Genomic DNA, 8,039 nt, shown 5'->3' with positions numbered 1-8,039 from the left:
GGCCGCTGGCCGGCAATACAGGATCTCCCGGTGCTGCCGGCCAGCGGCCGGCACTACCCGATATCCGGCCTACAACCCGTAACGCTCGATCACGTCCAGATGCGGCTGGCGATCCTGGTCACAGGCTTCAGCCAGGCGCAGCCAGCAATGCGGATGCGGCCACGTCGCGGTGTGCTGCTGCAGGAAGCGGTGCAGTGCCAGCGGTGCGTGGTCCTGCGGCTGGGCCACGGTGAACAGCAGGCCGGGCAGCGTACCCTCTTCCACATCGGGGTCGGTGACGGTGTAGTCCGGCCGGCTGTGTGACCACACCTTCCAGCCCTGTGCCTCGGCCGCCTCGACGAAGGCATTCCAGGCCTCTTCGCCCGGGTGCGCGCCATCGATCATCCAGCTGCGGGCGAAACCGCCGCGCTCCAGTACATGCACCTGCGCATAGGTCGGGATGAAATGCTCGCGTGCTTCCTCCTCCTCCGGGGCCGGATGCACCAGCGCGGCATCGAACACCACCCAGTCACCCACCTGCTGGGCGCGGTTGGACGGCGCGTTCTCGACGATGCGCGCGGTCACCGGACCGCTGCGACGGGCGTAGTACTCCATCGGTTCGCCGTTCTCCTCGCTGCGGATGATCACCCAGCCCCACGGCTCCTCGACCACGCCATCCTGGCTGGACAATTCCATGCCGATCGCCGCCGCCGAGCGGCGCACCGCGTCCCAGTCGCGCGCCGCGCTGGCTGCACTCATGTGGTCCCAATGCGCGGCATTGGGCTCCTCCAGCAGCTCCACCAGCTGTGCATAACAGGCCTGGGCCTCGCTGAAACGGCCGGTTTCCATGTACATGCGCGCCAGCGTGCCGCGCGCGCCGTGCGAGCCCGGAGACAGCTCCAGAAGCGATCGGGCCGCCTGCTCCAGCGCCGGCCAGTCGGACACGCGGCGTGCACGCTGCACCTTGCACCAGTGCGCGAACACCGGCACGCTGCCGCGATAGAGATCGGCCAGCTGGCGCAGTCCGTCGTCGTCGCCCTGTTCGGCCAGCCAGCGCATCAGCGTGTAGGCCGCGGGGCCATCGTGCTGGGTATGGCCGCGTACGAACCGCCACAGCAGCGACCGCGCCTCGGCCTGCGCGCCGCAGGCATTCAGCGCGGAGGCAGCCATCTCGGCAAGCGCCTCGTCATCGGGCAGCTCGGCATGCGCCTGCAGCAACCACTGCGCTTCGCGCTCGGGATCGCGCGACTGGTTCTGTTCGCCCTGCGCGTCCAGCCATGCCAGCAGCTCGCCCGCCGGCACCGGCAGCGGCGCGACGTCCGGCAATGCCTCGATGCGCGCGGCCAGGCCGGCCACCAGCGCCGCAGCACCCCGATCCTGGCGCAGCTGCGCCAGATGGGTGCGGGCCAGTTCCAGCTGCCGCAGTGCGACCCAGCGCGCGCCACGCTGCAGCGCCAGCTCCAGGCTCAGCGCCGCGACTTCGATCAGCAGGCGGTGCGAACCGACCCGTGCGAAGTGCTCGATGATGGTGTTGAAGCGCGTGCCCAGATCCCACGTATTGCGCGCGGGATCACGCTGGCACAGTGCTGCGGCGGTGTTTGCCCACAGCCGCCAGTAGTTCGGGGTCAGCTCGCTCCACGGCACCAGCTGCTGCAACGCCTCTTCGTCGCGGCCCAGCTGGGCCAGCGCCCAGGCCTTGGACAAGCGACGCGGCACCGTGCAGTTGGCCGGTTCGTACTCCCCGGAGGCTGCCACTTCGGCCTCGCGCTTCTCGATCAGCGCCAGTGCCTCGTCGGCGCGGCCTACAGCGAGCAGGATCTTGATCTGCATCTCGGGGAAGCTGTCGAACACTTCCTTGCCACAGGCTTCCACGGCATCGGCTTGCACCTGCAGGTAATCCAGCGCCTCCTGGCCACGGCCATCATCGAGCAGCGCATCGGCCTTCTCGCAGCTCAGGCACTGGAAACAGGCCCAGCTCGGATCGATGCGGCCAAGGGTTTCGTCGCAGACCTCGATGCGCTCGGGCACCCAGCCCGGGCCATCGATGTTGCCGTAGCAGGCGGCCAGGTCCTGGGTCACGCAGATCGACTGCGGGCATTCCAGGGTGTCCTCGCGGTGCGCGCGCTCGAACAGCGCTACGGCTTCGCCGAGTGCGCTCTCGCCTTCCACGCGGTTGCCGACGCGGTTGCGCAGCGCCCAGTGGCCGACATAGACGTCAACCCAAGGGTTGTCCAGCGCCTTGCCCAAGGCGCGTGCTTCGGGCAGCAGGGCATCGACGCGGTCGATCTGCAGTTCACTGACCTCATCGGCGAGACGGTTCAGCAGGTGCGCGTTCTGCGCCTGGCCGGCCTGGCGCAGGTCACCCTGCAGCTTTTCGACCCAGTTCCAGATGTCCATGGGGATAATTGCTCCTGTCTAGCGAAGGCTGGATGAGAGGGTGCGGTGCTCAGCGCAGCATCTGCTGCAGGGCACCGGCGATATCGGTGAAGGCACCATTGAGATCCGGGCCCGGCGTAGCGGTCGCGCGTGCCAGCGGGCGGCCCTGCGCGGCGACGATGACTTTCAGCGAGCGCAGCAGGCGCGCCGCAGCCTCGGCCTGTGGGTGGCCCTCGCGCTGGGCGCGCAGCAGTGCCTGCACCGCCGGGTTGTCGAGGTTGAGGTAGAGCCGCGAGGGTGCGCGTGATTCGATGCGCGCGGTGAACTGGCGCGCCAGGCGCAGCGCGGCCATCGAGACGCGCTTGTCGTTCTCGTCGTCTTCCAGCCGCTGCTTCAGCTCGGCCTCGCGGTCGGGCACCACCACCACCGGCAGCGCCTCCGGGCTGAAACGTGCGGGCAGCAGCTGCTCGCCGTCGCCCAGCTGTTCGCGCAGCCACGCCAGCTGCGCCTCGTCGAGGCTGTCATCACTGCGGAACAGTGCGCGGTTGCCCTGCTCGGTGCCGAGCTCGACCAGGCGCAGGCCCTTGGCCTGGGCCCAGCGCCGCAGGAACGGCACCACCGCGTAGCGATGGCCATGCGCGACCGGTACGCCCATAGCGCGGAACAGCATCTCTTCAAAGCCGCCGCCGTTGTCGAGGATGACATGCACGGCACCGCGCGCCGGCAGCGCACTGGCCGGCAGGTCGCCCTGCGAGGTCGGTACCCGCACATGCTCCATCAGCAGTTCGAACAGGCGCTCATCGCACAGTGCCGCACCCAGCAGGGCCTCGTTGTGGCGGGTCAGCACGCGCCGCCAGGCTTCCGGTTGCTGCTTCGCAACGTCGGCCAGGCCGTCGATCAGCGCCTCCAGCAGTGCATGCTGCACCGCGCGGTACTGGTCATCGCGCTGCAGGTCTTCGCGGCTGGCGGTGGGCGTCAACCGCGAGGATTCGATCACTCCGCCGATGAATCCGGCCCACGGCGGCAACAGGTCGCGCGCGTCGTCATCCAGCAGCATCCCACGCACGAACACCGACAGGTTGCGGTTGTCGCTGGTGCCATAGGTGGCGCCATCCTGCACCCACAGCAGGCCAGTGGCATCGCTGTTGCCATCGGCGCGCAGCGGCACGGTGACGATCGGTTCGAAATCATGCTCGAACCGCGCGGCGAACTGCAGCGCCTGCCGACGCGCCTGCACTGGATGCACGGCGACATCCCCCTGGCCGCGCCACGGCGGCGGCTCGGGATTGAGCGCCTCGCCCGCAGCACCGATGAAGATCGGTTCGGACAGCAACGCGCAGTAGCGGCCCAGCACCTCATGCAGGCGCGCCTCGTTGGCCAGCGGCAGGAAGTCCGGATGCAGCTCCAGCTCCACCTCGGTGCCGACCGCGCGTGCAGGCACTTCGCTGACGGTGTATTGCTCGGCGTTGCTGGACACGTACAGATGGCCCAGATCCGGCGTCTGGTACGAGGTGGTTCGCACACTGACCCGGCGCGCCAGCACAAAGGCCGACAGGAAGCCGAGGCCGAACATGCCGATCAGCCCTTCATCGTCCTCACCGCCCTGGCGCAGGCCACGGGTGTAGCCGACGCCGACGGTGGCCAGGTAATCGTGGATCTCCTGGCGGGTCAGGCCGGCCCCAGTATCGGTGATGCGCAGCACGCCGGCACCGGCATCAACCTGCACCGAAATGCGCGAAGGCACGTCAACACCGGGCTGCTCGATGCGGCGGCGGATGATCGAGTCATGCGCGTTCTGCACCAGCTCACGCAGCGCCACCACCGGGGTGGAATACAGGTGCTTGCCCAGCACCGTCATCAATCCATTGAGATCGACCCCGGCTCGACGGATCTCGGCGTTGGGGGCGGTGAGTGCGGTGTCCTGCATGTAATCGTTTACTCCTGGGCACGGAAAGACGCCAGAGGGCGTCTTCGTCGAGCGGGAAAAACTAGCACAAGGAAGCTGACCGTTGCCGTGATTGACGTTTGTAGAGCCGGCCTCACGCCGCGTCGATGGCCTCGGACAGGCGTTCCACCGCGATCACCTCCATGCCTTTCACCGAACCGCCCTTGGGCGCATTGGCCTTGGGCACGATGGCGCGCTTGAAACCATGGGTGGCGGCCTCGCGCAGGCGGTCTTCGCCATTGGGCACCGGGCGGATCTCGCCGGACAGGCCCACTTCACCGAAGGCGATGGTCTTCTCCGCCAGCGGCCGATCCTGCAGCGACGACAACACCGCCAGCAGCACCGGCAGATCGGCGGCAGTCTCCTGCACGCGGATGCCACCGACCACATTGACGAACACGTCCTGGTCGCCGACCAGTACGCCGCCATGGCGATGCAGCACCGCCAGCAGCATCGCCAGGCGGTTCTGCTCCAGGCCGACCGCGACACGGCGCGGGTTCGACAGCGGCGATGCATCGACCAGCGCCTGTACCTCCACCAGCAGCGGCCGTGTGCCCTCGCGGGTGACCATCACGCAGCTGCCCGGCTGGTGGGTGCTGCCGCCGGAGAGGAAGATCGCCGAAGGGTTGGAGACCTCCTTCAGGCCCTTGTCGCCCATCGCGAACACACCCAGCTCGTTGACCGCACCGAAGCGGTTCTTGAACGCGCGCAACAGGCGGAAGCGGCTGCCGCTCTCGCCCTCGAAGTACAGCACCGCGTCCACCATGTGTTCCAGCACGCGCGGGCCGGCGATGCCACCCTCCTTGGTCACGTGGCCGACCAGGAACACGGCAGTGCCGGTCTCCTTGGCGAACCGCACCAGCCGCGCCGCACTCTCGCGCACCTGGCTGACCGAACCCGGCGCAGCGGTCAGGCTCTCGGTCCACAGGGTCTGCACCGAATCGGCCACGATCAGCCGCGGCCCAGCCCTGGAGGCATGCTGCAGGATCGACTCGACCCCGGTCTCGGCCAGCGCGTTGACCCCGTCCAGTGGCAGCTCCAGGCGGTGCGCGCGGCCGGCCACCTGGGCCAGCGACTCTTCACCGGTGACGTACAGCACCGGCAGTTCGGCCGCCATCTTCGCCACCGCCTGCAGCAGCAGCGTCGACTTGCCGATACCCGGGTCGCCGCCCACCAGCACCACCGCACCTTCGACCAGGCCACCACCCAGCACGCGGTCGAACTCGCCGATGCCAGTGGAGACCCGGCGATGCTCGGTCTGCTCCACGTCCTTCAGCGCGGTGATCTTCGGCGGATCGATCTTGCCGGCCCAGCCCGCCCGCCGCGATGCCGGTGCCTTGGCCGCCGCCGCGCTCTCCAGCACGATTTCACACAGCGAGTTCCAGGCGTTGCACTCCGTGCACTGGCCCTGCCATTTGCTGAATTCGGCGCCGCATTCATTGCAGACGTAGGCGGTGCGGGCTTTGGCCATCGGGTGATTTCCAGCAACGGGAACAGGCGTGGCAGGATAGCCGAGCCCGGTCGCAGCTGCTGCGACCGCTCAAGTCCTGCCCACCCGCGCCGATAGGGGTCGCGGGCGTGCGCCTTGCGGGCGCCCCCTTCCTCCCCCACTGGATTCAACATGACTGGCAGTTACAGTCAGAGCCTGGTCATCATCTCCCTGCTGGTGGCCATTCTTGCTTCGTACACGGCGCTGGACATGGCCGGGCGCCTGGCCACCGCCGAGGGCCGCGTGGCGCGCTGGTGGCTGGCCGGAGGCGCGGCGGCGATGGGCCTGGGCATCTGGTCGATGCACTTCATCGGCATGCTCGCCTTCGACCTGCCGATCCCGGTGGGCTACGACCTCGGCATCACCCTGTACTCGCTGGCGGTCTCGATCGGCGCCTCCGCCTATGCGCTGTGGCTGGTGTCGCGCCCCACCCTGCCGTGGCGCCGGCTGTTGGCCGGGGCCGTGCTGATGGGCCTGGGCATCGCAGCCATGCACTACCTGGGCATGGCTGCGATGCGCATGCAGCCCGGCATCGACTACCACCCGGGCTGGTTTGCCGCCTCCATCGCGGTGGCCATCGGTGCCGCTGGCGCCGCCCTGTGGATCGCCTTCCGCCTGCGCGCCGAGCAGCGCCACACCCTGCTCCTGCGCGTGCTCGCATCGCTGGTGATGGGCCTGGCCATCGTCGGCATGCATTACACCGGCATGGCGGCGGCGCGCTTCCCCGAAGGCAGCCTCTGTGGCGCCGTCGGCAGTGGCGGCATCGACACGCGCTGGCTGGCCGTGCTGGTGATCGTCACCACCGTGGCCACGCTGGGCATCGCCCTTGTGGCCTCGCTGTTCGACCGGCAGATGCGCGTGCGCACCGGGCTGCTGGCCGATTCGCTGGCGCACGCCAACGACAAGCTGATCCAGGCGGCACTGCATGATCCCTTGACCCAGCTGCCCAACCGCATGCTGCTGCAGGACCGCATCGAGCAGGCCATCGAGAAGGCGCGGCGCCGCAATCATGCGGTGGCGGTGATGTTCTGCGACCTGGATGGTTTCAAGGCGGTCAATGATGCCTATGGCCACCAGCTTGGCGACCGCCTGCTGGTGGCGGTGGCGCAGCGCATCGGCGGCCTGCTGCGCCCGCAGGACACGTTCGCCCGCCTCGGCGGCGACGAGTTCGTGATCGTGCTGGCCATCGATATTCCCGACGATGCGGTCGTGGTGGCCGAGCGCATCATTGCCGCCGCCGGTGAGCCGTTCACGCTGGATGCGGCCGAACTGCAGGTCAGCGCCAGCCTGGGCATCGCCCTGTATCCGGATGACGCCAGCAACGAGCGCGAGCTGATGGCGCACGCCGATGCGGCGATGTACCACACCAAGGAGACCGGGCGCAACGGCTACACCTTCTTCACCCCCTCGATGCAGCTCAGTGCCAATCGCCAGCTGCGCCTGCTGCAGGACCTGCGCAAGGCGATCGCCCGCAACGAACTGATCCTGCATTACCAGCCCAAATTTCCGGCCGCGGGCGCACCGGCCACCGGGGCCGAGGCGCTGCTGCGCTGGCAGCACCCGGAGCTGGGGCTGCTGGCACCGGATGTCTTCATTCCGATCGCCGAACGCAGCGGCCTTATCCTGCCGATCGGTGACTGGGTACTGGACCGGGCCTGCGCGCAACTGCGGGCATGGCACGATGCCGGGCATGCGGAATGGACCATGGCAGTGAATCTCTCGCCGTTGCAGTTTGCCTCGCCGGCACTGCTGGACAGCGTGCGCGAGGTGCTGGAGCGGCACCGGATCGAACCGGCACGGCTGACCCTGGAGATCACCGAAACCACGGCGATGAAGGACGTCGATGCCAGCTTGGCGATCCTCAGCGACCTGACCGCAATGGGCGTGCACATCGCCATCGATGATTTCGGTACCGGCTATTCCAGCCTGCTCTACCTCAAGCGGATGCCAGCCACCGAACTGAAGATCGACCGTGCGTTCGTGCACGACCTGGAACGCAATGACGAGGACGCCGCCATTGTCTCGTCGATCATCGCGCTGGGCCGCACCCTGCAGCTGCAGGTGGTGGCCGAGGGCGTGGAGACCCAGGCGCAGCGCGAGTACCTGAGCGAGCTCGGCTGCGACCAGCTGCAGGGCTACCATCTGGGCCGGCCGATGGAGGCCGAAGAGTTCCTGCGCCGGGTGGGGTGAGGCCCCGGTTTCGGGGTCAGAGCCCTTGCCGCAGGCATGGGCTCTGACCCCATCCACGCA

4 protein-coding genes are annotated in these 8,039 nt (G+C 68.4%); 1 reads left to right on the top strand and 3 read right to left on the bottom strand.

The annotated features are described in order from the left end of the window. Window positions 1-69: 69 nt before the first annotated feature. The 3 genes from ABGA94_RS13590 to radA all read right to left on the bottom strand — a co-directional run bounded on the left by ABGA94_RS13590 (window position 70) and on the right by radA (window position 5,771). Window positions 70-2,376 (bottom strand): hypothetical protein, encoded by a 2,307-nt coding sequence (locus tag ABGA94_RS13590; RefSeq protein ID WP_375367542.1) that lies wholly within the window; start codon window positions 2,374-2,376, stop codon window positions 70-72. A gap of 49 nt (window positions 2,377-2,425) precedes the next feature. After that, window positions 2,426-4,282 carry an ATP-binding protein gene (locus ABGA94_RS13585; RefSeq protein WP_235649527.1) on the bottom strand — a complete coding sequence of 619 codons (1,857 nt, stop codon included), beginning with the start codon at window positions 4,280-4,282 and terminating at the stop codon, window positions 2,426-2,428. A gap of 112 nt (window positions 4,283-4,394) precedes the next feature. Further along, complete coding sequence (gene radA / locus ABGA94_RS13580; protein ID WP_375367540.1) at window positions 4,395-5,771, bottom strand: DNA repair protein RadA; 1,377 nt, start codon at window positions 5,769-5,771, stop codon at window positions 4,395-4,397. Between the two features lie 150 nt (window positions 5,772-5,921). Between radA and ABGA94_RS13575 the strand changes: the two genes are divergently transcribed. Continuing rightward, window positions 5,922-7,979, top strand: a complete 2,058-nt coding sequence (locus ABGA94_RS13575; RefSeq protein ID WP_005415726.1) for a bifunctional diguanylate cyclase/phosphodiesterase — start codon at window positions 5,922-5,924, stop codon at window positions 7,977-7,979. Window positions 7,980-8,039: the final 60 nt, after the last annotated feature.

This window comes from Stenotrophomonas sp. 3diitr2024, from assembly GCF_042136455.1.
GTDB lineage: Bacteria > Pseudomonadota > Gammaproteobacteria > Xanthomonadales > Xanthomonadaceae > Stenotrophomonas > Stenotrophomonas sepilia.
Note: the sequence above shows the minus strand (reverse complement) of the source record. Positions and strands in the feature narration are given on the sequence as shown.